The following is a 23343-nucleotide window of genomic DNA, read 5'->3' as shown; positions in this document are numbered from 1 at the left end:
CCCGCAATGGCAGAGAAGCCCCGTATTTTATCTATAAAAGAAGTGAACCGCTATATACGTATGAAAATGGAGCAGGACGAGCTGTTGTCTGATGTATGGCTTCGCGGCGAAATCTCCAATTTTACACATCATTCCAGCGGTCATATGTATTTTACGCTTAAAGACAGCGACAGCCGTTTGAAATGCGTCATGTTCGCTTCCCATAATTCCCGGTTGCCTTTCCGCCCGAAGGAAGGGGCGAAGGTTATGGCCAGAGGCAACGTTTCCGTTTTTGAACGCGACGGGAACTATCAATTTTATGTGATGGCCATGCAGCCTGACGGTATAGGGAGTTTATATCTGGCTTACGAGCAATTAAAGGAAAAGCTGGCGGCGGAAGGCCTTTTTTCACAAGAACGCAAACGTTCCTTGCCGTCTTACCCAAAAGCAATTGGCGTTATAACGTCGCCCACGGGAGCAGCGGTTAGAGATATATTGACCACGCTGCAGCGCAGATATCCGCTTGCTGCCGTAACGATCTATCCCGTATTGGTGCAAGGCGCGGGAGCGGCGCCTTCCATCGTAAAAGCAATTGAAGATATGAACAGCCTTGGAGAATGCGATGTTTTGATCGTGGGCAGGGGCGGCGGATCGTTGGAGGAGCTGTGGGCTTTTAACGAAGAAGCGGTTGCCAGAGCGATCGTCGCTTCCTTAATACCCGTCATTAGCGCTGTTGGCCATGAAACGGATTATACGATTGCCGACTTTGCGGCTGATTTGCGCGCGGCAACGCCAACGGCTGCTGCTGAATTGGCCGTTCCCCACATTCAGGAATTGCGGCAGCAAGGGGAGAGGCTGGCTTCACGGCTTACAGCCGCCCTTTCTTCGACTCTCCGTGAAAACAGGGAGAGACTTGTCCGAGCGCAGCGTTCGCCGTTTTTTGTTCATCCACGCAAATATTTGCTTGAGCAGGCGCAGCGTGTAGACCGTCTGGAGGAGCAGCTACACCGGAGCATGGAGCTTTCTCTAGAACGCAAAGCTTCGTTGATGGAAAAGCTGCAATCCAGATTTTTGACTCAACATCCCGGCGAAAAAGCGGCACATGCCTCAAAACAGCTGAGTGATATAGAACGACGTATAAAGCTTGCGGCGTCCGGCTTGCTGAAGGAGCGCGGAATGAGACTAAATGGAGCAGTACGCCAATTGGATGCGCTCAGTCCGCTTAAAGTCATGTCCCGCGGCTATGGTTTGGTGTACGGGGAAAAACAACGCTTGGTCAAATCCGTACAGGATATTTCCGAAGGGGAACAAATTCAAGTGAAGCTGGCGGACGGCGAGCTGGAATGCCGGGTTCTGTCGCTGAAAGGAGATCAACGGTGAGCGAGCAAGAGAAGGATCAATTATCGTTCGAGGAAGCCATGCAAAAGCTGGAAGAAATCGTAGGACGTCTGGAGAGCGGAGATGTGCCCCTGGAGACTGCGATTGAGCTGTTTCAAGAGGGTATGACGTTGTCCCGCCTCTGCGGCAGCAAGCTGGAGCAAGTGGAAAGCCGGATACAGATGCTTGTCGACAACGGACAAGGACTGCAGAAAAAACCGTTTGCCCATGCAAACGATGATAAAGGGGAATAAGCTTGAGCGCCAGCCCAACCATAACGGACTATTTAAAGCAATGCGCCGCCGAAACGGACAAGGCGCTGCTTGAAAGCTTGCCGCAGCACTGGGAGGTTCCCGGTACGCTGCGTGAATCCATGGCCTATTCCTTGTCGGCCGGAGGCAAAAAAATCCGGCCGGCCCTCGTTCTGACCGCCGCGGAAGCAGTGGCAGGGAGCCTGGAGGCGAGAAGGCAAGCGCTGCCAATTGCATGCGCTGTCGAGCACATACATACGTATTCTTTAATTCATGATGATTTGCCTGCCATGGATAATGATGATTACCGTCGCGGCCGGTTAACCAACCATAAAGTTTTTGGCGAAGCGATGGCGATTCTGGCGGGGGACGCTTTGCTTACTCACGCGTTTTACCTTATTTCGCGAGGCGGCCGAGAGGCTGGTCTTGAACCCTCCACGATGCTTGCTATCGTTGAGGATCTGTCGATGCTTGCGGGCGCTCCCGGCATGGTGGGCGGCCAGGTGGCGGATATGCAAGGGGAGCAAGGGATTACGGGTTTGTCGCAGCTTGAATATATTCATCTGCATAAAACCGGCGATCTGATTGCTTTTTCCGCAATGGCCGGAGGCAGAGTCGGGGGAGCTACGGAACGGCAGCTGGAGCTTCTTGGCCGATACGGCCGGACTCTTGGGCTTGCTTTCCAGATTCAGGACGACATACTTGATCTTGTCGGCGATGAAGCCAAGCTTGGCAAGCCGGTCAACAGCGATATCGAGGGACAAAAGGTTACTTATCCGTTCCTGATTGGACTGGAGGAGAGCAAACGCCTTGCTTCCAAGCTCACGGAAGAGGCCAAAGGCTGCATTCAGGAAGCTGGTTTTACCCGCCCGGAAAGACTGCTTCAATTGGCTGATTATCTTATAAAACGCGACCATTAAGCTTTTGCTGCGTAAAGCTAATTGGGCATTGGTTGCCAATGTGGTATACTAGTGGAAATGTAAACGTTTATAGGACAGCCATCATGAAAGAAAAACTGTCCCTGAAAGCGAGGAAGCAACGTGCTGCTGGATGGAATTAACAAACCCGAGGATCTGAAGGAGCTAACCATAGACCAGCTAGAGCAGCTGGCGGAGGAGATACGTTCTTTTCTGATTCAGAAGCTGTCGGTGACAGGCGGTCATTTGGCGCCTAATTTAGGCGTTGTTGAGCTGACATTGGTGATGCATTATTTATTTCATAGCCCGCACGATAAATTTATTTTTGACGTGGGACACCAATCCTATGTCCACAAAATATTGACCGGCCGCAAGGATCAATTCGATACATTGCGCATGTACAAAGGATTATGCGGCTTTGTTAAACGTTCCGAAAGCCCGCATGACGTGTGGGAGGCAGGCCACAGCAGTACTTCGCTGTCGGCTGCAATGGGGATGGCGCTTGCGCGCGACTTCAAAGGGGATACCAATCGCGTAGTGGCTGTTATCGGAGACGGGGCCCTTACCGGCGGAATGGCGCTGGAGGCGCTTAATCACATTGGACACGAAAAGCGCAACATGATTGTTGTTCTCAACGACAACGAAATGTCAATTGCTCCTAATGTCGGGGCTCTTCATCACTATTTGGGCAAAATCAGAACGGACCGTCACTACCAGAAGGCCAAGGATGATCTTCAGCATCTGCTGAACAAAATCCCGGCGATCGGGGGCAAGCTTGCCAAGACGGCGGAGCGCTTCAAGGACAGCTTGAAGTATTTGCTGGTGAGCGGTATCCTGTTTGAGCAATTTGGCTTGACCTATCTGGGGCCTGTGGACGGCCATGATATCGAAGGTTTGATCGATATTATGAAGCAGGCGGATTCCATGCCTGGACCCGTCCTCGTTCACGTAATAACGGTAAAAGGAAAGGGCTACACGCCGGCGGAAAGAGATTCCCATGCCTGGCATGGCGCTTCTCCTTACAAAATTGAGTCGGGACAAATGGTCAAGGCTGTCGGCCCTCCGATGTATACGAAGGTTTTTGGCGATATATTGATTGAGCTGGCTGAAAAAGACGAGCGAATCGTCGCTGTAACTCCGGCTATGCCGGGCGGATCGGGGCTTCTGGAATTTGCCGCACGTTTTCCGCATCGGATGCTGGACGTCGGAATAGCGGAGCAGCATGCAGCAACGATGTCTGCTGCGCTTGCGCTTGAGGGACTGAAGCCCGTTTATGCCGTTTATTCCACATTCCTGCAGCGCGCTTACGATCAGGTCGTGCATGATATTTGCCGCCAGAACCTAAACGTTGTTTTTGCCATTGATCGTGCCGGCTTTGTAGGACCGGATGGCGAAACGCATCAGGGCGTATACGATATTGCTTATTTACGGCATATTCCAAACCTGGTGCTGATGATGCCAAAGGATGAAAATGAATTGCGCAGAATGATGGTGACGTCGCTGCAATACAATGATGGGCCAATAGCCGTCCGTTATCCCAGAATTCATGGGGTTGGCGTTGAATTGGAGAAAGATCCTCAGCCGATACCGATCGGAAGCTGGGAGACGCTGCGCGAAGGCGATGCCTATGTTATTTTGGCGGTAGGCCCCATGATTAGCGTTGCGGAGGACGCTGCTGAAGCGCTGAAGCGTGAAGGCGTTAACGTCGGCATTGTCAATGCAAGATTTATTAAGCCATTGGATGAAGCTATGCTGGTTTCCCTGGCGGAAAGCGGCAAAAGGATCATCGTGCTGGAGGAGGGCTCGCAGCTAGGCGGGCTTGGCAGCGCGGTGCTTGAGTTTTATTCCCTCAAGGGCATTTACAACACGGCTGTCCGCATCATCGGCATACCTGACTTTTTTGTGGAGCACGGCTCCATACAGCAACAACGCACAGAGGTTGGCTTGACCGGCGAAAGGGTAGCATCTGAAATTAGAGGCATGCTGCCGCGAGTGATCAAGAGGGTAACCGGGCAAGTATAGAAACGGAGAGCAATATGACAACATCAGGCAAGGAACGAATTGACGTGCTGCTGGTAGAGCTTGGCTATTTTGATAGCCGCGAAAAAGCAAAGCGGGCATTAATGGCGGGGCTTGTGCTGGTCAATGAGGAGCCGGTTGACAAAAGCGGCATGAAGGTCAGCCGGGAGGCAAGGATCAAGGTGAAGGGCTCCCTTCACCCTTATGTCAGCCGAGGCGGGCTCAAGCTGGAAAAGGCGATAGCCGCGTTCGGCATCGAGATGAAGGATCGGGTCATGCTGGATATCGGGGCGTCCACGGGCGGTTTTACGGACTGCGCCCTCCAGCACGGGGCGGCCTACGTATACGCTATCGATGTGGGATATAACCAGCTGGATTGGAGTCTTCGCAACCATCCCCGCGTAGCCGTCATGGAAAGAACCAATTTCCGTTATACAGAGCCACAGCATCTGGAGGGACCGTCTCCGGATTTTGCCAGCATTGACGTTTCCTTTATTTCGCTTCGCCATATTTTGCCTGCGCTTTATAACCTTCTGCCCGAAGGCGCTGAAGTCATGGCGCTCATCAAGCCGCAATTCGAGGCGGGCCGTGAGAAGGTGGGCAAATCCGGCGTTGTGCGAGAGCCTTCCGTACATTTGGAGGTGCTGCGCAATGTATTGGGTTTTGCCTCCGAGATGCGTTATACGCTTCAGGACATCACCTTTTCGCCTATTACGGGCGGTGAAGGCAATATTGAATTTCTTGCGCTTTGGCGCAAGGACGAGGCGGTTGGAACGGTACCGGATGACGCGGTATTGCGCGCTCTTGTTGAAGAGGCAAACCAGACGTTCAGGGGAGATCCCAAATAATGCAGCCAGGAAGGATGCCGGACAGCGGGGAACTGCACCGGCATCTTTTTGCTTTACAGGGAAGCCTACTATTTGATACACTATAACCAAACAGATGTTCGCTTCCTTAACCTTGCTTGGAATGAGGTGCGGCGAATTGGACAAGTACGGTGATTGGTTCGTAATGGGACTTGCCGGCTTATTGCTTGCGATATGGCTTTACCGGGCGTTCTACAGATGGCTGCATGAGCCGGTGAACCTGAATAGGGTCAAGCTTGGCAAAGGCGGCTCCATTAACGATCAGGACGAAAATGTACAGCTGCTTGAGAAAAAGGGGTATACCGTAACATCGGGAAAACACGTTATTCCCATACCCATCGAGCTGGATGATGCTCCGCTCGGCAATGGCTCAAGACTGTACATTGATTATATGGCAGAAAAAAAGGGCTTTACCTACGTTGTCAAAGCGGCAAGGGAACGCAAGCCTATGGAATGGACGGCAAGCGGTGTCCGGGACAGGCTGCTCGTATATGCGCTGCTGCTGCCCCACTGCAATGGAGTGCTTTATGTCGACGCCAAGGAAGGCATCGTGAAGAAAATAGAATTCCATCTTTCCGACTAAAGGATTTGGAGGACGGTTTATGAAGGCAATCAGGCAATACAAGATAAAGGAAATTATCGGATCTAAGGAAATTGAAACACAAGAGGAACTGGTGGAGGCGCTGCGCGCTTCCGGGATGCAAGTTACCCAGGCAACCGTTTCACGGGACATTAAAGAGCTGATGCTGGCGAAAGTGCCCATTGCGGAAGGACGGTACAAATATTCCTTGCCCATAGAGCAGCAGCGGCAAAATCCCATTCATAAGCTGAAACGGGCTATAGTGGATCATTTCGCCAGCATTGACTTTACTGAAAATCTTGTGGTTCTCAAATGTCTTCCTGGAACGGCCAATACGATTGGAGCCTTGATCGACAATATGGAGTGGGATGAGGTCATGGGTACAATTTGCGGCGACGATACCATTTTGATTATTTGCCGGACTAAGGAGCAAAGCTCCGCTATGGTGGAGCGTTTACTGGAAATGTTGAATTAGTAAGCAAAAATTTGAAAGCACGCACTAGAAGGGAGAAATCAATCATGCTGCAGGAAATGTCCATCCGAAATTTGGCTGTTATCGAAGAAGTAAGCGTATCTTTCCATCGCGGATTTCATGTGCTTACCGGTGAAACGGGAGCAGGAAAATCTATACTGATCGACGCCCTTAGCCTAATTGCCGGAGGACGCGGATCTGCAGATATGGTGCGATATGGCTGCGATAAAGCGGAGATGGAGGCCATGTTCGATTTGCCGGTTTCACATCCGGCATGGAAAACGCTGCTAGCTCTGGGCATTCATCATTCTCCGGAGGAAAAGCTTGTTATCAGGCGCGAGCTGTCCTCCAATGGCAAAAGCACCAGCCGAATCAATGGGCAAATGGTAACGCTAACGATGCTTCGCGAGGTAGGCGAATGCCTTGTAAATATTCATGGTCAGCACGAGCATCAATCGCTGCTGAGAAGCGAACGGCATCTGGAATGGCTGGACCTGTTTGGCGGCGATTTGCTTCAGGAGCGCAAGGAGCAATACCGGGCAGCTTATCATCGTCTTCAAGGCATCAAAAGCGCTTTAAGGGATTTGGAAAAATCCGCAAGACAAAGCGTGCAGATGCTGGACCTGTACCGTTTTCAAATCGAAGAAATCAGCGCCGCGGCCTTAAAGCCCGGCGAGGACGATGAGCTGGCGGAGCAGCGCCAGCGCCTGATGTATGCTGAAAAACGGCTGGACACCGTTTCGGAGGCGTATGCGCTTTTAAGCGGCAGCAAAGGGCTGGATGCCCTTAGCAAAGCCATTGTACGGCTGGGGGATGTGCGCGGTTTTGATGTTTCTCGGCTTGGTCCGTTAGTGGAGCAGCTCCAGTCGGCATTTTATCAAGCAGAGGATGTTGCCTTCCAGTTGCGGGATTATCGCGATAATATCGAATCCGATCCCGGCGCTTTGGATGCCGTTGAAGAACGGCTGGATATGATTAATGGATTGAAACGTAAATATGGGGAAACCATATCTGATATATTGACGTATTTGGACAAAATTACTGTAGAGCGCGACAGTATAGAAAATCGGGACGAATTGCTTGAAACGCTGAGGTCGCAGGAGGTTGAAGCCTTCGCGGCAGCGGAGCAGCTGGCCAGAGAGCTGTCCATGCTTAGGCAACACGCGGCGGCCACATTGGCTGGTTCAGTAGAAGCGCAACTGAAACATCTTCAAATGCCATCTGCGCGCTTCCAGGTTAGTCTTCAATGCACGGAGCAGGACGGTACAGCAGTGCTTCATATAAACGGTATGGACGAGGCTGTATTTATGCTTACAACAAATCCGGGCGAGCCGCTTAAGGCGTTGAGCAAAGTCGCCTCAGGCGGGGAGATGTCGCGCATCATGCTTGCGCTTAAAAGCATTTTCGCTGAAATCGATCAAATACCTGTGCTTGTTTTTGACGAGGTAGATACGGGTGTGAGCGGCCGGGCGGCACAAGCTATTGCAGAGAAGCTGTCTGCATTGTCCGATCGCTGCCAGGTTTTTTCGATTACTCATTTGCCGCAAGTCGCCTGTATGTCAGATCATCATTATGAAATCAAGAAGCAAGTGATTGGACAGAGAACCTGCACCTCCGTCAAGCAGCTGCTTGGCGATGGACGAATCGAGGAGCTGGCCCGGATGCTTGGCGGAGTTGAAATTACGGAAAAAACAAGGCATCATGCTCAAGAAATGCTTGATTTGGCACATGGTTTAAAGGGAGCGTAATGGAAGGGTTTCTGGGAAGGTTTTTGCGGACATAAAAGATGGGGGTCGGGGTAACTTAAAGGTACGCCAATGGCGACATAACCTTTTTCGTCATGCGATGGAATGACAGGGAGCGTGAAATCATTGAATTCCACTGAACGGAAGCGATGGTTTGGCCTGGTCCTGGTTATCCTTCTGTGCCTGATTGGTTTCTCCGGACCGTTGCAGCAGTTTGCCGCCTTCCCGAATGAACTTCGTTTATTCTCCGGCCAAATGAAACGTCTGCAATACGGAGTTCCCGTTTATGCCGAGGTAACGGTGGACCCCTCGATGCTTCAAGTCAACGGCAAAGCACAACAATCCTTAAAGGTAAATTTGGGCGAGCCGTTGTCCTTGCAGCCAAGCCAGATCGGTCAAAGCAGCATGAAAGTGAAATTATTCGGTAAAATTCCATTCCGAACGGTTAAAGTGAATGTAATGCCGGATCTTCGCGTCATTCCCGGCGGACAAACAATTGGTGTTAAAGTGAAATCAGCGGGAATACTTATTGTGGGGCAACATCAGGTTGTAGACGGGGGAGGCGTTAAGCATTCACCCGGTGAAGCAGCAGGTCTCAAGCTGGGCGATTACATTATGAGCATTAATAATGTGCCCATTAATGAAGTGCATAAGATCAGCAAGTGGTGCGAAAAGTTCGGTCAAGACAAAAAGCCGCTGCAGATTACCTACAAACGAGGCGGCAAGCTCTCCACAACTTCCCTAAGTCCCGTTTACGATGCGGAGGATAAAGCATGGCGGCTGGGATTGTATATACGCGATTCCGCAGCAGGGGTTGGCACATTAACCTTTTATGCTCCAGATCAAGGCGTTTACGGCGCATTGGGCCACGTCATTACGGATATGGATACCGGTACGCCTATTGAAGTGGGAGAAGGTCAAATCCTGCAATCCAGTGTAACCTCGATTAACAAAAGCCAATCCGGCGATCCCGGTGAAAAAAGAGCGCAGTTTTTACGTGAGGGTAGAATTTTAGGCAGCATTGAACGTAATACGCCATTTGGCATCTTCGGAAAAATGAAGGAAGTGCCGGAGCACGGCTTTAATGGTCGAGCATTACCTGTAGCTTTTGCGGAAGATGTAAAGGAAGGTCCTGCACAAATTTTAACGGTGCTTAACGGTCAAAAGGTCGAACGCTTTGACATTGAAATTGCACATGTTTCCCGGCAGGAAGGCCCGGCAACAAAAGGCATGGTTATCAAAATTACCGATAAGCGGCTAATCAGCAGGACAGGTGGAATAGTACAAGGCATGTCCGGCAGCCCCATTATACAGGACGGCAAGCTGGTTGGCGCGGTTACACATGTTTTTGTTAATGATCCTGCATCGGGATACGGCTGCTTTATTGAATGGATGCTCCAGGATGCTGGTGTGCTGGTCAAAAACAAAGTCAACAAAGCAGCAAATGCAAAGGCAGTTTAAGACTAAGGCTTGGATGAAACGTCGCCGCCCATCATTAATTGCGGCAGGCGTTTCTTTTCTTTTTCGACAATTTTTTGTCGAAGGGGAACGAAATCACTCATTTCATGAAATAAATTATTAATTATATCGAACTCCAATAAAAAAATAAAGAAAAAAAATATTCGACAGAAGGAATTCGCTTCTTGATGTCGAAAACCTATGTCAGACAGCTCAAGTTCGATCAGATCATTATATCCATTAAGGGAGGACTGGACTTTGCACAAGATTGAAGTTTTGTTGGCAGATGACAACCGTGAGTTTACAAATTTGTTATCGGAATATATTTCGGAACAAAGTGATATGCATGTAAACGGGGTGGCCTACAATGGTGAAGAGGTGCTAAGGCATCTGGAGCAAGCCCGCAATATCCCTGATGTGCTCATTCTGGACATCATTATGCCTCATCTCGACGGACTTGGCGTACTTGAGCGCTTGCGTGAAATGAATTTATCGCCTATGCCTAAAATCATTATGCTTACGGCGTTTGGTCAAGAAAATATTACACAAAAGGCTGTTCAACTGGGTGCTTCCTATTACATATTAAAGCCATTTGATATGGATATTTTGGCTAATCGTATTCGCCAGCTTGTAGGAACGGGCAATTCGGCAACTTCATATTCATCGCCAGGCTTTAGCTCGTCATCTTCTTCCCTGAAATCCAATGTGGTGCCTTTAGCCAAAGGCAAAAACCTGGATGCCAATATTACAAGCATCATTCACGAAATTGGCGTTCCGGCTCATATCAAGGGTTATCAATACTTGCGCGAGGCCATAACGATGGTGTACAACAACATCGAAATATTGGGTGCAATCACTAAAACATTGTATCCGGCGATTGCCGAAAAATTCAAAACGACGCCATCTCGCGTCGAACGCGCCATCCGCCATGCGATCGAAGTCGCCTGGACGCGCGGCAACATCGACAGCATCAGCCATCTGTTCGGCTATACGATCAACATCAGCAAGTCGAAGCCTACTAATAGCGAGTTTATCGCGATGGTTGCTGACAAGCTGCGGATTGAGCATAAGGTGTCTTGAAAGCCTTAGTGGCGCGGGTGAACTAACCCCTGTCAATAAAAATGCTTTGGTGCGATAAATATCCATAAACGGATGTATTAAGCCGATGATCTTCGAATAACAACCCAACGAATGCCGCTTATTGATGGTTTCCAAAAAACCAATCGATGAGCGGTATTTTATTTGAAATCCAATTGACACCAATCCATATATGGATTAATGTGGAATTAAACTATTTAGGGAGGTTTAATATGACTGTTCTCACAGACTTTGTTCAAACTCGTATTTGTGAAATGGATGACATTGCACTCGTAGGCTTTACAGGTGAAGGGCTGGAGCAAGAAAATGCTTTATTTGATCAGCTTAACGCAAGATCGAATGAAGTAGCTAATAAAAAAAATGATTATGAGTATATGGTTATTGAAGGAAATCCCCCAACTCTTGTGGTCGCGGTTGAGGTTGCAGAAAACGGCGCTGTACCGGAAGGAATGGTTAGCTACACTATCCCGCAAGGAAGTTATGTCGTCTTTTCATTTGAGTCAAGATTTATCGGTGATTTCTGGGCGCATGTCTGCACTCCGGAAAATCAAGCTGCCTATAAGATTGACTTGTCCAAACCAAGATTCGAAATTTTCACAAAAGAACTCCAGGCTCAGAAAAGAATAGAATGGTACATTCCTGTTCGCTAAAAACAGCATTAAAAAGCTATCATACTTCATTCATCCATCCATTCATTCTTTCTTTCTTTCATTTTCTTCCTTCCGGTAGTGAAAGGGCAATGCCGTTCCATTATGGATAGTCCTCATGCTCCCGCTTCTCTGACGAGCTGAAGGAACGCCTTCATCTGAGGAGACATCCAGCGCTGAGGATGGTAGCACGCATAAATCATTCGAGGCGGGGCGGAGTGGCTGGGGAGATCGGCGTAAGCCAGTTTTCCCGAGGTCACCTCTTCTGCGATTGCCATGTGCGAAATAAAGGTAATGCTTCCGCCAAGCAGCAAGGAGCGTTTAATCGTTTCGAGAGAATCCAGCTCCATACCATTATGAAAGCGGATTCCATGCTCATTGGCCCAATGCTCAGTAAGCTCGCGCGTCGTAGATTGAACTCCATGGAGCAGGAAGGGATGACAGGCGAGCTCCTCCGGCTCAAGCTTACCGTTGCGGCCTGCCAGGGGGTGGTCGGCGGAAAAAGCGACAACAAGCCGATCCTCGCAAATGGCTTCTGTGCGGAGCCCGTCGCTGCCAGCTGCTCCCGTGGCGGCAATAAAACCAACATCTAGATGTCTTTCTTCAAGCAATTGACGGATAACCGGAGCAGTTCGTATCGTTAGACGAAGCTCTACCTCCGGGTAAATGGATCTGTAATAATGCATCCATGCTGGCAGAAGATAGGTTCCCGCTACATAGCTGGCTCCGATATGAAAAACTCCGCGCTCTGGCGAGCGCTGCTCGGCCATGACTCGGCCGGCTTCCAGACCCAAGGCGCGGATTTTTCTGGCATAATGAAGCAGCGCCTGGCCTGCTCGCGTCAGCTCGTATTTGCCGCCGTACACCTCGAACAAAGGCACGCCGTAAAGCTCCTCCAAACTTTTGAGATGGAACGTAACCGTTGGTTGCTTGACGCCTAATGCGTCTGCAACGGCGGTTATTTTTTTGTGCTGATGGAGCAGCACCAGAATGTCCAGCTTAATAAAGTTCATAACCTTGTTCCTCCCGCTGTTGATTACACCAGAAGTATAGAATAAATCTATGGAAATGAATAGATTGTAATAGTTTATTTAATAAACACTTAACACTACGAAAATACCGCTCGCATCAAAGGGAGCTATTCTATAACAGGCAGGACAAACAAGTCCATGATGAATCAGAAAAATGAAAGGCGGGAGTGAAAAGCATGGAGGTGGAAATACGCGGCGTCACCAAATCGTTTGACGGCACTACCGCGCTGCATCCGCTAAATTTGACAATAACGTCTGGCTCCTTTACAACGCTGCTTGGTCCGTCAGGCTGCGGAAAAACAACTCTGCTGCGCTTGATTGCAGGTTTGGAGCAGCCCGATGCAGGCAGCATTGCAATAGGCGGCAAAGCAGTTTGCGATATTGGCAAGCGAATTTTTTTGCAGCCGCAGCAACGGGATCTAGGCATGGTATTTCAGGATTTTGCCTTATGGCCGCATATGACCGTTTATGAAAATGTAGCTTTTGGACTCAAGGCGAGAGGGCGGCGCAAGGAGACGGCTGAACAGGTGGCTGAGGCAATCGAGGCTGTTCGCTTGAAGGGGTTCGAGAAAAGGTATCCACATCAGTTGTCGGGCGGACAGCAGCAGCGGGTGGCCTTTGCCCGTGCCATTGCCGCTCGCAGCGGCCTGATTCTTTTTGATGAGCCGCTTAGCGCTCTGGATGCTCTCCTTCGCGATGAAATGAGAGACGAGCTTGTTCAGATGGTCCGCAAGTTAGGTCTAACGGCTGTTTACGTTACTCATGACCAGACGGAAGCAATGTCGATGTCGGACAGCATAATTGTTATGCAGCAGGGGAAGGTGCTTCAGAGCGGAAGACCGGAGGAAATTTATCATTACCCTGATCACCATTTTGCAGCTCAATTTGTAGGCCGTTCCAACTGGGTAGAGCCGGAGGTCAAAATGGTCAGACCGGAGAAGGTCCGGTGGAGCAAGGAGGCCGGAGATGTTGGCTTTGAAGGCATAGTCCAGCGCGTATCCTACATGGGCGACCGTTATGAAGTGGCGGTTAAGCTGCATAACGGGGCTGTCTGGACGGCTTATCACAGCGACCGGGTAGCGCTTGGCCTTCCCGTTTCACTATTTGTTGCAGAGCGGCACATCCATACACTGGGTCAAAAGCAGCCTGCTAAGGACAGCAACACAATAGAAAACACGCACTACCAACTCAAGGAGGTTATTAACTAATGAAAGCCGTAAAAAACAGCTCTTTTAAGAAATGGTTATCGTGGCAAGGAACGCTCGCAATGGTGGTTTTGATGAGCGGCATGCTGGCTGCTTGTGGAGGAAATGGCGGACAGGCCAATAGCAATTCAACTGGAGCGGCAGCAGGGGCTACCCAGGAGACGACGACCTCGCAGCCGTCGGAACAGCCTGTCAGCGAAAAGCCGGCGCCGCCATCCGGTAAAGTTGTTGTTTATACGGCAGGGCCAGAAGGATTGGCGACAAAAATCAGAGAAGGCTTCGAGGCGAAATACGGCATTACTGTTGAGCAATTCGACGGTACGACAGGCAAAGTGCTGGGACGTCTTGAAGCGGAAAAAGGCAATCCGGTAGCGGATGTTGTTGTTCTGGCATCCTGGCCGTCCGCCATGGCGATGAAAGCCGAGGGCTGGACGCAAGGTTATCCGGAAGCCGCTAATGCCGACAAGCTGCAGGAGGGCTGGCTGGATGCAGATTCGCATCTGTTTGGTTATAGCGCTTCCGCACTTGGCATTACGTACAATACAAAGCTGGTTTCCGAGCCGCCAACGGACTGGTCCGACCTGACTGATCCAAAGTGGAAAGGGGTCGTCAACATACCGGACCCATCGCTTTCGGGCTCCGCGCTTGATTTTATTTCCGGTTATTTGAACGATAAAGGCGATGGAGGCTGGGACTTCTTTCAAGAATTGAAGGCTAACGGGGTAGCGATGTCCGGTGCCAACAAGGAGGCGCTTGATCCCGTTATTACCGGCGCCAAAAGCGTAGTAATGTCGGGTGTTGATTATATGGCATACAGCGCAAAAGCCAAAGGCGAGCCTGTTGATATCGTGTATCCGGCGAGCGGAACGGTGATCAATCCTCGTGCTGCTATGATTATGAAAACCTCGCCGAACCTTGACAATGCCCGCCTTTTTATCGACTATTTGCTTTCCGATGAGGCGCAAAGCCTTGTGACCGGCGCTTATTTACTGCCAGGGCGCGCCGACATTAAAGCCGATAACCGGGTTAATACCGATGAAATCAAATTGTTGAATTATGATTGGAACTGGATGAGCGAACAGGGCGAAGAAATTAGCGCCAAATTTCTGGAGATGTTCAAATAAGCCATGAAAAACCTGTATCGCGGCGGGGGGCTCAGACTCCCCGCTTTCTCTTGGCGCTTGCAGCTGGGCCTTATTTTGCTGGGCCTGCTCATTGTTGTCCCGCTCATTATGGTGCTGCTGCGAAGCGTTATGCCGGACGGCCGCCTCGATGCGCTCGCTCCGCTGAAGGTAATGTCAGATCCGGGCTTGTTTACGATTTTCTGGAACTCGATAGCGTTGGGGGGCTGGGTAGTCCTTGGCTCTACGCTGCTTGCTTTGCCGATGGCATTTTTGTCCGCAAGAACCACGATTGGACGCCATGCCTGGCTGGATGTTGTGTTGATCATCCCTTTTATGACGCCGCCTTATATCGGCTCCATGGGTTGGATTTTATTTATGCAGCGACGCGGCTTTTCTGAACAAATCCTCCCAATGACAAGTCATATCACGCCATATTTTTTTAGCCTGTTTGGCATGGTTGCTATTATGAGTCTGCATTTGTTTCCCTTCCTCTACCTCATCTTGCGTAATTCGCTTATGCGGATCGGGGGTTCGCTAGAGGAGGCGGGCAGCGTGCATGGGGGGAATTTTTTTTATTTGCTTCGCCGGGTTATTGTGCCTTTGCTGCTGGGAAGCTACGTAATGGGGGCGCTGCTCGTATTTGTCAAAACGATTGCGGAGTTTGGAACCCCGGCTACCTTTGGGCGGCAAATCGGCTATTATGTGCTGACCAGTGAAATTCATCGCTTTACTTCCAGCTGGCCTATTGATTTCGGAAAGGCGACCTCGCTTGCCTCTATTTTGCTGGGCGCTTGCTTGCTGTTCTGGTACGTCCAAACGATTATTAGCAGACGTTATCAATACAAAACGCTTGGCGGGAAAGGGATGCGCCTCCGTATCGCACCGCTTAAAGGCTGGAGAGCAATTGCAGGCTGGGGATATGTGCTTCTGCTGCTTCTTTTTTCGATTGGCGTTCCTTATTTCTCGATTATTGCAACGTCTCTGCAAAAGCTGCGCGGGGACGGCCTTGCCTGGGGCAATGTGACATTGGCCCATTATGCGGAGCTTCTTAGTCCCGGGTCAAAAGGCTGGCAGGCGTTGTCCAACAGTTTGGGGCTGGCTGCTCTTGCCGCAACAGCCGCCGTACTAATCGGCACCTTTCTGGTGCTGCAGATGGGCAATTTCAAAAAAATATCACAGCGAAGTCTGGACCTGTTCAGCTTGCTGCCCAATACAGTGCCTGGCATCGTCATTGTGGTTGGCCTTATTTTGTTCTGGAACGCGCCATGGATGCCGGTTAAAATCTACAACACATATACGATGGTTGTGCTGACGTACGTCGTATTCTTTCTGCCCTATTCGGTGCAATACATCAAGGCGTCGGCGTCGCAGATCGACGGAAACCTGCTGCAAGCAGGCAAGGTTTTTGGCGCTAAGCCGTTTTACCTATTCCGCAGGATCATGCTGCCGCTCCTGATACCGGGCGTTTTGGCGGGCTGGATGATGACATTTACGATTTCGGCGCGCGAGCTGGTTGCATCTCTGATGGTGCTGCCTCCCTCCATGCAGGTGAGCGCTACGTATATTTTCAGCCAGTTCGAGCAGGGCGAGGTATCGCTTGGCATGGCGATGGCGGTTGTTTCCGTTGGCATGACAACGCTGGTGCTGGTAGTGATGAATCAACTCGGCGCAGACAGAAAGTGAGTGAAGCAATTCATGTCTCAAGAAATAAAACTGGATGTATGGGGAGGAGCGGGCGAGCATGGCAGGTCGTGTTACCGGCTTCAGGCCGGGACAATTTCTGTCTTGCTGGATTGCGGCGGAAAAAAAGAAAATGGCGGCTTATACCCCCGATTGTTCAAGGACCAGATTCAAGGTTTAAACGCCGTTTTCCTCTCTCATGCCCATGAGGATCATATGGCGGCGCTGCCGCTTTTGCTTCAGTATGGTTACAGCGGAGAGGTATGGCTGACAAAAGAAACCTACCGCCAGCTCCCGGCATATGCCAAGGCATGGGAAAATTATGTTTATGCGCAAGGCGGCGATTTGCCCTATGAAATGGACAGCTGGGAAAAGCTGCGGTATCGGTACATGGATGAGGAAACGACGGAGCATCAATGGCTGACGGTTTTGCCTGGACTGCGCTTCTGCTGGGGACCCAGCGGACATATGCCGGGTTCTGTGTGGCTGCTGCTTGAGCTTGAGGGGGAGCTTGCTTTTTATTCCGGAGATTATAGCGGGGAATCAACGCTGTTGCAAGCAACGCTGCCAAAGGCATCACTGCTGGCAGGTCGAGAAATTCAGCTTGCCATTATAGATGCCGCTTACGGCGACGCCCCTCATTCTCAAGAGCAAAATCTTTTGGAGCTGATACAAAAGCTGGAGGAGGTGCACCGTCGCGGGGGACATGCGCTGCTGCCTGTTCCTGTTAGCGGGAGGGGGCTGGATTTAATGGTTGAGCTAAAAGAGAGGCTTCCCGGCATTCCTCTTGCAGCGGAATCTTCATTGGTGCATCAATGGGAAAGCTGCCTTCGCCCTGAGTTTGCTCATTTATGGCTGCGCAATAATATGGAACGCAAATTAAGTGAGGCGTTAAGCGGCATCAGGGTCATTGATACCCCGGAGGAGCGCGTGGGCTTGGTCCATCAACGTTCACATATTATTTTTTCCCCGGATGGGATGATGCTGGCAGAGCCTGCGCGAACATACGGCATGCTGCTGCAGAACGACCCCCGCCACGGTGTCATATTCACCGGTCACCTGAGTGCTGATGCAGCCGTGCAAGCCCAAAGAGCATATGAAATAGCTTATTGCCGCTACAAGGTGCATCAGGGGCTGCCGGATGTGATGGCAATGCTGCAGCGGCTAAAGCCCCGCCAAGCGCTTCTGGTCCATTCGGGAGCTGAAGCGACCAGGCGCCTGGAAGCGCAATTGGAGCGTGCCGGCCTTTTTTCGCCGATCGCACGTTTACCGTATTGAACGCACAAGACAACGCATTTCAAGCGTTGTCCTGTGCGTTTTTTGATAAGGACTATACCCTTACATCTACAATTGCCCCAGGCTCGGCGGAGCGGGTTTGCGTTAAAGGCTGCACGCCGCCGGCAGCGGGCTGAGAAACGGCTGGAGCTTCGCCGATGCTTTCAGCTGCCCCTGTGATTGGGGCGGCGTCAGACTTGTCGTTTGTGTTGCCGCTTTCCTTCACAGCCTCTTCATCTTCTTCCTCGTTAGCTGTCGCCGGAATTTCCTCCGGCCCTTTGCCGGATACCAGCTTGGAGATCTGCTCGTCGGTTATGTCGATTTGCTGCTCAATATCAGCGACCATTTCCCGTTTCATTTGAAACACTGTATGTTCGGCATTTTCAAGCATCATGCTTACACCTTCGTCCTCCCCCATATTGGGAGAAAACTCAAGATTTTTGCGGTCGTTGGCAACTTCATTCTCCAGCGCTTTTGCCGATCCCTCCAAGCGGTTGCGAACGCCCGTCAGCTTGCCAAGCTGATCATAAAGCACATTGCCTTTTGTAACAGTTTCCATAAGCGCGGCCTCTTGGCTTTTGGGCTCTTGCTTCTTAGGCTGCTCAGGTGCTGTTGTTTTGCTTTTTTCTTTCATTTCTTCGTTGCGGATCTGGTTAATCTGCGAATCGATTTCCTGAATGGATGCGGTAAGAGTCTTGACCCGCTCCATCTTGGTTTTGGAGTCCATCTCATCATTGGCCTTGACGCTTTGCAGCTCTTCCTGAATCCGGCCGCGCTGCTTCATCAAGTTTTGAATCTCCTTGTCCCTAGGGGATGAGGTTGGTTTGTTTATTGGAGTGCTTTTGCTGATAGGTGATAGGGAAGTCAATGAAATCTCCTCCGGCAACATACAAAATGGTGTTCTTTTCCTTTATCGGCATTTTAAATGGGAATATTAGGGGAGGAATACCCGTTTTCGACCCAGTTGCAAAAAAAAATACGCCTCAACGGCTGAATACCGTATCGGGCGTCGTTTATGTTGGGTGTCCGTATTAAAGGAGTTGTATTCCCTGAAAAAGGGAGGTTGGAAGGCGCCAATTGTTTCTGTTACAAGGGGGGAGTTCTTTTGCAATTTGTATTATTTATAATGGACTCTTCGATTCAAGTAAACATTGTTGCCGTATAGAGCGATCAGGCGCGTGCTTTCATTGGAAATAAACTGGCGCAATTCCTGAAGGCGACCGGTGCGCGGAGTTAATGTTTCCTTCTTCATGCCGTCCACTAAAACATCAAATACAATAACCATGCCTACACCTCATTTGCTTGGGATGTTTCCATCATAACGCCCAAGCATAAAGGCAGTATCAAAAGAAAGGACAACAATTGTAAAAAGTTGAGGCGTTGCGTTAACGGAAGGCTAAAGCAGCCTAAAGGAAGCTGCAGCCGGGATCAGGTCCGCGTGTTTTAGGCGAAGGAGTGAGCGCTTCGCAGCCAGCCTTTAGCTCCGAGGTTTTGGCGGGCGCGGCCTTTTTTCCTTAAAGCGCGGGGCGACATAATTTCGCTTGCGGTCCCGAAAAAAAGTCCAGCCGCCGATAAAGCCGGCCCCGGCAAAAAACATAATAAAGCCTAACAAAAACTTCAGCCATTGAAATTGCGGCACAACGGCTTCATTTCCGAAGTCGGAAAAATAAAAAAACAAGGCGTCCTTCATTTTAAGAAATCCGATACAGGCGATCACTCCGGGAATGACCAGCATCAATATCGCTATAAATCGCGAAACAACCAATTTCATATCTGCAGCTCTCCCGATTTCATATGCTTTGTATTTTGATATCCTTTAAAAATCCTCTTCAATCATACCTTTTTAAGCTGCGACTGTCTATTTCATCCGGCTGAAGTGAAAATGATAGAAAAAAGCGTTACAATAGGAGGGTGGCTGCAGACGTGATATTGCCAACAGCTTCATGCTGCGGTAGTCATTATACTTAATGAAAAATTTAAATGGTGGATATAAAATGGAGGCGACTATATGGCGATTCAAGTGGATGTAGCTGTGCTGGGAGGCGGGCCGGGGGGGTATACCGCGGCGATAGCCGCCGCACAAAGCGGCAAAACCGTAGCGATAGTGGAAATGGACAAGGTTGGCGGCACCTGCCTTCATCGGGGCTGCATTCCCAGCAAGTCCATGCTTCGCAGCGCGGAGGTATATCGAAATCTTCTGCATGCCGGTGAATTCGGCATCAAGGTTGCGCCTGAGAACATAGAGCTTGATTTCGGCGGCGTTCGCGCCCGCAAGGATGCTACTGTCAATCAATTGTATCGCGGCTTGCAGGGTTTAATGAAGAAGCACGGAATTACAATTGTTAAGGGCAAGGGACGTGTCATTGGGCCATCCATTTTTTCGCCAAAAAGCGGCTCGCTTGCCGTTGAGCTGGATAACGGAGAAATGGAATCTGTCGTATCGAGCAACCTCATCATTGCAACGGGTTCACGTCCCAGGACGCTGCCGGGGCTTGTGCCTGACGGCTCGCTTATTCTGAGCAGTGACGATGCGCTCCAGATGGATGAGCTGCCTCAGCAAATGCTTATTGTCGGCGGAGGCGTGATTGGTGTGGAATGGGCCTCCATGCTGCAGGATTTTGGCGTAAAGGTGACGCTGGTGGAAGCCGGTGCAAGGCTGCTGCCTGGTGAAGACGCAGAGGTGTCGGCCGAGCTGGCCAAAGGACTGCGGAAACGCGGCGTTCGCATTTTGACCAGCGTGCAGCTGAATACGGAATCGTTAAAGCTTGGAGAAGCGGGATTAACTATCGAAGCGTCCACTCCGGATGGCGGCGTTTTGCTGGAGGCGGATAAGCTGCTGCTTTGCGTGGGACGTCAAGCCAATATTGAAGGGCTTGGGTTGGAAAACACCGATGTCAGCACCAGCAACGGATTTATTGCGGCAAATGAATTTGGACAAACCTCGGAGCCGCATATTTATGCGATCGGCGATGTGACAGGAGGCGTACAACTGGCGCATGCGGCGGCCCACGAAGGAATCATTGCCGTACAGCACCTGAGCGGAGGCAATCCTCTGGCAACGGCCCAGCATCTTATACCGCGCTGCATTTACTCCAGTCCCGAAATCGCATCCTACGGCCTTACGGAAGAAGCGGCAAGACGGAACGGTCATGACGTCAAGGTGGGCAAGGTTCCGTTCCTTGCAATCGCCAAGGCGCTGACGCTGGGTGAAAGCGACGGATTTGTAAAGGTTGTCGCCGATCGCCAAACGGACAATCTATTAGGCGTACATATTGTTGGTCCGCATGCAACGGATCTGATCTCCGAAGCATCGCTTGCAGGCTGGCTGGATGCGGCGCCGTGGGAGGTAGGGGCGATGATCCATCCGCATCCTACGCTTGCAGAAGCAATTGGCGAAGCCATGCTGGCCGTTGATGGAAAATCCTACGTATTTTAACGGCTGATGCCCCAAGGAGAGGCTTTGGCCGGGGGTGTGACAAGTGGCATTTCCTTTTGCGCCAAAAGAGGTTATAATAAGTTTGATGAGGTCTTAGTACCAGGTTTTAAAAGCTGGTCTAACTACCAGCAAACAAGGAGGTATCCTTTATGACCAACCTGTCTTCCGCAGGACAGCAGCTCCGCCATCTGGAGCTGGGTCTTAGCGACGAGCAAGTTATCGATATGTATAGCACGATGGTAATGGCAAGGAAGTTCGACGAACGTATGCTTTTGCTGCAGCGTGCGGGGAAAATCAACTTTCACGTGTCCGGCATTGGGCAAGAGGTAGCTCAGGTTGCCGCTGCTTTTGCGCTGGATCGGGAAAACGATTATTTTCTGCCCTACTACCGCGATTACGGCTTTGTGCTTTCTGTAGGGATGACGCTACGCGACCTTTTGCTTTCCGTATTTGCGAAGGAGGAGGACCCTAACAGCGGCGGACGCCAGATGCCGGGGCATTTTGGCTCCAAGCGCCTGCGCATTGTTACTGGCTCCAGCCCTGTTACGACGCAGGTTCCGCATGCCGTAGGCATTGCTCTTGCTGCCAAGATGAAAGGGAAAAGCATTGTCAGCTTTGTCACCTTCGGCGAAGGCTCAAGCAACCAGGGCGATTTTCATGAAGGCTGCAACTTTGCGGGCGTTCACAAGCTTCCCGTCATTCTCATGTGTGAAAACAACCAATATGCCATATCTGTGCCGATAGCCAAGCAACTTCGCGGCAAGGTATCCGACCGCGCCTTGGGTTATGGCTTCCCCGGCGTTCGGGTAGACGGCAACGATGCGCTTGAAGTGTTCAAGGTCGTCAAAGAGGCTCGTGAGCGCGCTGTCGCCGGAGAAGGTCCAACTCTGATTGAAGCAATGATGTATAGACTTTCGCCTCACTCTACCTCTGACAATGATCTGGTTTACCGGACGAAGGAAGAGGTTGAGGAAAACCGCGCCAAAGACGGCATTCCGAAGTTTAAGCAATATTTGATGGATTGCGGCATATGGGACGAGGAGAAAGAAGAAGCCCTTTCAGCAAAAATCAAGGATTTGCTAAACGATGCAACGGATTATGGCGACAAGGCTCCATTCCCGAGCCCGGAGTCCACGCTTCTGCATGTTTACGGCGGAGACGGCCAAGGAGGTACAGCATAATGGCGGTTATGAACTATATTGACGCAATCCGTTTGGCGATGAAGGAAGAGATGGAGCGCGACGAAGACGTGTTTGTCCTTGGCGAGGATGTTGGCGTCAAAGGCGGCGTCTTCAAAACAACAACGGGTTTGTACGAGCAATTCGGCGAAGCGAGGGCGCTGGATACGCCGCTTGCTGAATCGGCCATTGCAGGCGTAGCTATCGGAGCGGCTATGTATGGCATGAGACCGATTGCGGAAATGCAATATTCCGATTTTATGTTCCCTGCAACGAACCAAATTATTAGCGAGGCGGCCAAAATCCGCTATCGCTCCAACAATGACTGGAATTGCCCTGTTGTTATCCGCGCGCCGATCGGCGGGGGGGTTTTTGGCGGCTTGTACCATTCGCAATGCCCGGAATCGGTTTTTTTCGGCACGCCCGGCCTCAAAATCGTGGCGCCATACCGGCCTTACGATGCCAAAGGCTTGCTGAAGGCGGCAGTGCGTGATGAAGATCCCGTTATCTTTTTTGAGCATAAAAAAGAATACCAGCTAGTTAGCGGAGAAGTACCGGAGGAAGATTACATCGTGCCGATCGGCAAAGCTAATTTGCTTCGCGAGGGCGACGATATTACTGTTATCAGCTACAGCATGCCGCTTCGGTTTGTCGAGCAAGCAGCGGAAGAGCTCCAGCAGGAAGGCATTAGCAGTCATGTGCTGGACCTCAGAACACTGCAGCCGCTTGATAAGGAGGCTATTCTGGAGGCCGTCCGCAAAACAGGCAAAGTGCTCATCATTCATGAGGATAATAAAACCGGCGGCGTAGGAGCCGAGGTTGCAGCCATCATCGCGGAGGAGCTGCTTTTTGAGCTGGACGCGCCGATTATGCGCCTATGCGGACCGGATGTGCCGGCTATGCCAATTAACCCGCCGGGCGAAAAGTTTTTTCTTCTGAACAAGGACAAAGTTAAGGAAGCAATGAAGAACCTTGCATTATTTTAAAGCCATCTGTAAAGGCCTG

Annotated in this window: 22 protein-coding genes; 18 read left to right on the top strand and 4 right to left on the bottom strand. The window is 50.7% G+C overall.

All coding sequences use genetic code 11. The features are described 5' to 3' along the window. Positions 1–6 precede the first annotated feature (6 nt). The 11 genes from xseA to A7K91_RS21800 all read left to right on the top strand — a co-directional run bounded on the left by xseA (position 7) and on the right by A7K91_RS21800 (position 11412). Positions 7–1359 carry an exodeoxyribonuclease VII large subunit gene (gene xseA, locus A7K91_RS21850; protein WP_068686610.1) on the top strand — a complete coding sequence of 451 codons (1353 nt, stop codon included), beginning with the start codon at positions 7–9 and terminating at the stop codon, positions 1357–1359. Next, positions 1323–1610 (top strand): exodeoxyribonuclease VII small subunit, encoded by a 288-nt coding sequence (gene xseB, locus A7K91_RS21845; protein ID WP_068686609.1) that lies wholly within the window; start codon positions 1323–1325, stop codon positions 1608–1610. Before xseA ends, xseB begins: the two co-directional genes overlap by 37 nt. 2 nt (positions 1611–1612) lie before the next feature. Then, on the top strand, positions 1613–2527 hold the full coding sequence (locus A7K91_RS21840; RefSeq protein WP_068686608.1) for a polyprenyl synthetase family protein: 915 nt from the start codon (positions 1613–1615) through the stop codon (positions 2525–2527). A gap of 120 nt (positions 2528–2647) precedes the next feature. Further along, a complete protein-coding gene (dxs, locus tag A7K91_RS21835) occupies positions 2648–4546 on the top strand; it encodes a 1-deoxy-D-xylulose-5-phosphate synthase (RefSeq protein WP_068686607.1) in 1899 nt (632 codons plus the stop codon). Between the two features lie 14 nt (positions 4547–4560). Beyond that, positions 4561–5391, top strand: a complete 831-nt coding sequence (locus tag A7K91_RS21830; protein ID WP_068686606.1) for a TlyA family RNA methyltransferase — start codon at positions 4561–4563, stop codon at positions 5389–5391. 136 nt (positions 5392–5527) lie between these two features. Next, complete coding sequence (locus A7K91_RS21825; protein WP_156739752.1) at positions 5528–5992, top strand: glycosyltransferase family protein; 465 nt, start codon at positions 5528–5530, stop codon at positions 5990–5992. 19 nt (positions 5993–6011) lie between these two features. Then, the gene (ahrC, locus tag A7K91_RS21820; RefSeq protein WP_068686605.1) at positions 6012–6464 is read left to right on the top strand and encodes a transcriptional regulator AhrC/ArgR; all 453 of its coding nucleotides are present in this window, start codon (positions 6012–6014) and stop codon (positions 6462–6464) included. Positions 6465–6508: 44 nt separating this feature from the next. Then, on the top strand, positions 6509–8209 hold the full coding sequence (recN, locus tag A7K91_RS21815; protein WP_068686604.1) for a DNA repair protein RecN: 1701 nt from the start codon (positions 6509–6511) through the stop codon (positions 8207–8209). Positions 8210–8332: 123 nt separating this feature from the next. After that, positions 8333–9667, top strand: a complete 1335-nt coding sequence (gene spoIVB / locus A7K91_RS21810; RefSeq protein ID WP_068686603.1) for a SpoIVB peptidase — start codon at positions 8333–8335, stop codon at positions 9665–9667. 255 nt (positions 9668–9922) lie between these two features. Next, positions 9923–10744 carry a sporulation transcription factor Spo0A gene (gene spo0A, locus A7K91_RS21805; RefSeq protein ID WP_068686602.1) on the top strand — a complete coding sequence of 274 codons (822 nt, stop codon included), beginning with the start codon at positions 9923–9925 and terminating at the stop codon, positions 10742–10744. A 230-nt stretch (positions 10745–10974) separates the two neighbouring features. Further along, positions 10975–11412: a GyrI-like domain-containing protein gene (locus A7K91_RS21800; protein WP_068686601.1), complete on the top strand. Its 438-nt coding sequence runs from the start codon at positions 10975–10977 to the stop codon at positions 11410–11412. Positions 11413–11525: 113 nt separating this feature from the next. On the opposite strand, the gene A7K91_RS21795 is transcribed toward A7K91_RS21800, so the two are convergent. Continuing rightward, complete coding sequence (locus tag A7K91_RS21795; protein ID WP_068686600.1) at positions 11526–12422, bottom strand: LysR family transcriptional regulator; 897 nt, start codon at positions 12420–12422, stop codon at positions 11526–11528. Positions 12423–12616: 194 nt separating this feature from the next. Between A7K91_RS21795 and A7K91_RS21790 the strand changes: the two genes are divergently transcribed. From A7K91_RS21790 to A7K91_RS21775, 4 genes are read left to right on the top strand one after another with little or no spacing between them, the layout of a single operon-like run. Continuing rightward, positions 12617–13648 carry an ABC transporter ATP-binding protein gene (locus A7K91_RS21790; RefSeq protein WP_068686599.1) on the top strand — a complete coding sequence of 344 codons (1032 nt, stop codon included), beginning with the start codon at positions 12617–12619 and terminating at the stop codon, positions 13646–13648. Then, positions 13648–14769 carry an ABC transporter substrate-binding protein gene (locus A7K91_RS21785; RefSeq protein WP_068686598.1) on the top strand — a complete coding sequence of 374 codons (1122 nt, stop codon included), beginning with the start codon at positions 13648–13650 and terminating at the stop codon, positions 14767–14769. Before A7K91_RS21790 ends, A7K91_RS21785 begins: the two co-directional genes overlap by 1 nt. Positions 14770–14772: 3 nt before the next feature. Next, a complete protein-coding gene (locus A7K91_RS21780) occupies positions 14773–16452 on the top strand; it encodes an ABC transporter permease (RefSeq protein ID WP_068686597.1) in 1680 nt (559 codons plus the stop codon). A 12-nt stretch (positions 16453–16464) separates the two neighbouring features. Then, positions 16465–17727 carry an MBL fold metallo-hydrolase gene (locus A7K91_RS21775; RefSeq protein WP_082967666.1) on the top strand — a complete coding sequence of 421 codons (1263 nt, stop codon included), beginning with the start codon at positions 16465–16467 and terminating at the stop codon, positions 17725–17727. Positions 17728–17779: 52 nt separating this feature from the next. On the opposite strand, the gene A7K91_RS21770 is transcribed toward A7K91_RS21775, so the two are convergent. From A7K91_RS21770 to A7K91_RS21765, 3 genes are all read right to left on the bottom strand, one after another. Then, the gene (locus tag A7K91_RS21770) at positions 17780–18613 is read right to left on the bottom strand and encodes a FlxA-like family protein (RefSeq protein WP_082967665.1); all 834 of its coding nucleotides are present in this window, start codon (positions 18611–18613) and stop codon (positions 17780–17782) included. 228 nt (positions 18614–18841) lie between these two features. Beyond that, complete coding sequence (locus tag A7K91_RS26585; protein ID WP_156739748.1) at positions 18842–19009, bottom strand: hypothetical protein; 168 nt, start codon at positions 19007–19009, stop codon at positions 18842–18844. Between the two features lie 192 nt (positions 19010–19201). Further along, complete coding sequence (locus tag A7K91_RS21765) at positions 19202–19495, bottom strand: DUF2627 domain-containing protein (protein ID WP_068686595.1); 294 nt, start codon at positions 19493–19495, stop codon at positions 19202–19204. 237 nt (positions 19496–19732) lie between these two features. Between A7K91_RS21765 and lpdA the strand changes: the two genes are divergently transcribed. From lpdA to A7K91_RS21750, 3 genes are all read left to right on the top strand, one after another. Further along, the gene (gene lpdA / locus A7K91_RS21760; protein ID WP_068686594.1) at positions 19733–21160 is read left to right on the top strand and encodes a dihydrolipoyl dehydrogenase; all 1428 of its coding nucleotides are present in this window, start codon (positions 19733–19735) and stop codon (positions 21158–21160) included. A 149-nt stretch (positions 21161–21309) separates the two neighbouring features. Next, on the top strand, positions 21310–22341 hold the full coding sequence (locus A7K91_RS21755) for a thiamine pyrophosphate-dependent dehydrogenase E1 component subunit alpha (protein ID WP_068686593.1): 1032 nt from the start codon (positions 21310–21312) through the stop codon (positions 22339–22341). Then, positions 22341–23324 (top strand): alpha-ketoacid dehydrogenase subunit beta, encoded by a 984-nt coding sequence (locus A7K91_RS21750; protein ID WP_068686592.1) that lies wholly within the window; start codon positions 22341–22343, stop codon positions 23322–23324. The genes A7K91_RS21755 and A7K91_RS21750 overlap by 1 nt, the downstream gene beginning before the upstream one ends. The last annotated feature ends 19 nt before the right edge of the window (positions 23325–23343 follow it).

The sequence above is a fragment of the Paenibacillus oryzae genome (assembly GCF_001675045.1).
GTDB classification, from domain to species: domain Bacteria; phylum Bacillota; class Bacilli; order Paenibacillales; family Paenibacillaceae; genus Pristimantibacillus; species Pristimantibacillus oryzae.
Note: the sequence above shows the minus strand (reverse complement) of the source record. Positions and strands in the feature narration are given on the sequence as shown.